General features: G+C 66.3%; 3 protein-coding genes. 2 read left to right on the forward strand and 1 reads right to left on the reverse strand.

The annotated features are described in order from the left end of the window. Both B2W70_RS15945 and B2W70_RS15950 read left to right on the forward strand, forming a co-directional pair. Positions 1-256 (forward strand): response regulator transcription factor (locus B2W70_RS15945; RefSeq protein ID WP_286747155.1); only part of this gene is annotated, 256 nt, incomplete at its 5' end. Positions 257-471: 215 nt separating this feature from the next. After that, positions 472-1,824 (forward strand): sensor histidine kinase, encoded by a 1,353-nt coding sequence (locus B2W70_RS15950; protein ID WP_286747156.1) that lies wholly within the window; start codon positions 472-474, stop codon positions 1,822-1,824. A 17-nt stretch (positions 1,825-1,841) separates the two neighbouring features. Here B2W70_RS15950 and purN read toward each other — a convergent pair whose 3' ends face one another. Further along, positions 1,842-2,489, reverse strand: a complete 648-nt coding sequence (purN, locus tag B2W70_RS15955; RefSeq protein WP_286747158.1) for a phosphoribosylglycinamide formyltransferase — start codon at positions 2,487-2,489, stop codon at positions 1,842-1,844. Positions 2,490-2,617: the final 128 nt, after the last annotated feature.

The raw sequence follows: 2,617 nt of genomic DNA on the forward strand, positions 1-2,617 counted from the left end.
GGCGAGCATGCAGCAGCGCCCGCTGCCGCTCAACGCCTCGCCTGAAACCGATCGGCTGCTGCAGGCCTCGCTCACCCCGCGCGAAACCGAGGTCCTGACCTGGTTGGCGCGCGGCAAGACCAACCGCGACATCGCCGAGATCCTCGGCATGAGCCACCGAACCGTCAACAAGCACCTGGAACACATCTTCGAAAAGCTGGGTGTCGAGACGCGGGCGGCGGCGGCTGCCCTGGCCACGCGGGCGATCACGGTTTGATGCCGGGGTGATAGGCCTGGCGGCTTGGGGCGATCCCTTGCGGCAACTGTGTGCGGTTGACCGAAATTCACCGTGCCCGACGCGCCACAATGCAGGGGTTTCTCGCAAACCCCCATCGCATCGTGCCGACCACCGCTTCACCATGCGCTAGTCTCCTTGTCCTGATCCCGGTGAGATCAGGCGTGGCAGTCGAGGCCCAGGAGTAAGCAGTAACCATGGCATCACCGCCTTCCCCATCGGCCCCTGCGGCCTGGGTTCCTTATCAGCGTTTCAGTGACCTGCTGTTCGTTTCGGTGGCGGGGCACTTGGCCTTTGCCGTTTTTTTCGGGCTGTTCTGCGCTCAACCCTGGATCGGCCTGAGCCTGGGCCTGAGCAGCGCCATGGTGGGTGTGCTCTTCCCGCTGATGCGCTCCAGTGTGGCGGCCGCCAAGGTGCGCGTCATCGCTCATGCTGCGCTGTTTGCCAACATGCTGCTCGTCATGGTCAGCCTGATCTGGATGGGGCAAAAGCCCGAGGCCAGCGTGTGGTGGCTCGTCTGGTGGCCCATGTTCGTGGCCCACGTGCTGGGCTGGCGCGATGGCGTGGCCTGGGTGCCCGTGACGCTGCTGGCTGCCGCTGGCATGTGGTGGCATGAACTGAATCCTGTGTTGCAGCCACACATGGACGCGCGCGAGTTGCCCATGCCGCTGCTGCAAATCGGTTTCCTGCTGATTGGCTGTGGCGTGGGCCTGGTGGTGCGGCGCGCCTACGAGGGTTACCAGCGCGACATCGGCCGCCAGCAGGCCACCATCCGCGCCCAGCAGATGGAGCTCACCGAGCACACCGCCCACCTTGAGGACATGCTCCAGGCCCTGCAGCAGGCCAACCTCGAGCGCACCCGCCTGTTCGCGCAACTCAGTCACGAGGTCCGCACCCCGCTCAACGGCGTGCTGGGTTTTGCGCAACTGATGGGTCAGACCCCTTTGAGCGAAACGCAGTCGCGTCATCTCGCGCAGATCAACCAGTGCGGCGCCACCTTGCTGCAGATGGTCAACGAGGTGCTTGATTTCTCGCGCATGGAAGAGCGCACCACCCGCGTCGAGCAGGTGCCATTCGACCTGCTGCGGGTCACCCAGGAGGCCATGGACATGGTCTTGCCCGTGGCCTTGGCCAAGGGCGTGACCCTGCACCTCGAGCGAGACCTCAACGAAGGCGTCGCCGGCGACATGGTGGGCGATCCTTTGCGGATCAAGCAGGTGATGCTCAACCTGCTGGCCAATGCCGTGAAGTTCACGCCCGCCGGCGAGGTCACGCTGCGCTGCCGCATGGAGGCCCCGAGCTGGTTGCACATCGAGGTGCAGGACTGTGGCATCGGTGTGCCATCCAGCGCCTTGCCGCACCTTTTCGAGCCCTTCTGTGAGGCCAGCGACCGCACGATCGCCAGCCACGGTGGCTCTGGCCTGGGCCTGGCGATCTGCAAGCGACTGGTCGACGCCATGGGCGGGCGCATCGGCGCGTCCAGTCAGCCTGGGCTGGGCAGCCTGTTCTGGTTCGAGGTCCCTGTGGCGATGAGCGCGCCCGCGACCTGAGCGTCGAGCCCGAGGTCTCAGGCCTCGGGCGAGAGCTGCCCCAGCAACTGGGGCGCCTGCTGCCGATGCAGCACCCGCCCATCGGGCGTGAGGTCGAGCGCGCCCTGAACAAACCAGCGCACCGCAGCCGGGTACATCCGGTGCTCCTGGGTCAGCACGCGCTGGGCCAGTTGCTCGGCGGTGTCGCCCACCAGCACGGGCACCACCGCCTGGGCCACGATGGGACCATGGTCGAGCTCGGGCGTGACGAAGTGCACCGTGGCCCCAGCCAGCTTGCAGCCGGCCTCGATGGCGCGCTGGTGCGTGTGCAGACCGGGGAAGGCCGGCAGCAGCGAGGGGTGGATGTTGAGCAACCGCCCTTGGAAGTGGCGCACGAAACCTTCGGTGAGGATGCGCATGAAGCCGGCCAGCACCACCAGGTCGGGCGTGAAACCGTCGATCGCCTTGGCCAACTCGGCGTCGAAGGCCTCTCGCGATGCGAAAGCCTTGTGGTCGACCACCGCCGTCGCGATGCCGTGCGAGGCCGCGAACTGCAGCCCCGAGGCGTCGGCCTTGTTGCTGATGACGGCCGCGATGCGGGCAGGCCAGTTTTCTTGCTGGCAGGCGTGCACGATGGCTTCCATGTTGGAGCCGCGGCCGCTGATGAGGATGACGATGGATTTCATGGTGAGCCGCGCATTTTAGGTTCTCGGGTGATCGGGGTGTTTTGGAGGTTTGGTTTTGTGCTGCGGCTTGGGCGTGGCTCGCTGGGTGGGGAGCGTGTGATCCGGCCCTGCGCGGGGCATCACCGAGC

This window comes from Aquabacterium sp. UBA2148 (assembly GCF_002328915.1).
Lineage (GTDB): Bacteria > Pseudomonadota > Gammaproteobacteria > Burkholderiales > Burkholderiaceae_C > Aquabacterium > Aquabacterium parvum.

Coding starts and splice junctions, on each gene's coding strand:
- B2W70_RS15950 (WP_286747156.1), top strand. CDS start 472: ATGGCATCACCGCCTTCCCCATCGGCCCCTGCGGCCTGGGTTCCTTAT.
- purN (WP_286747158.1), bottom strand. CDS start 2,489: ATGAAATCCATCGTCATCCTCATCAGCGGCCGCGGCTCCAACATGGAA.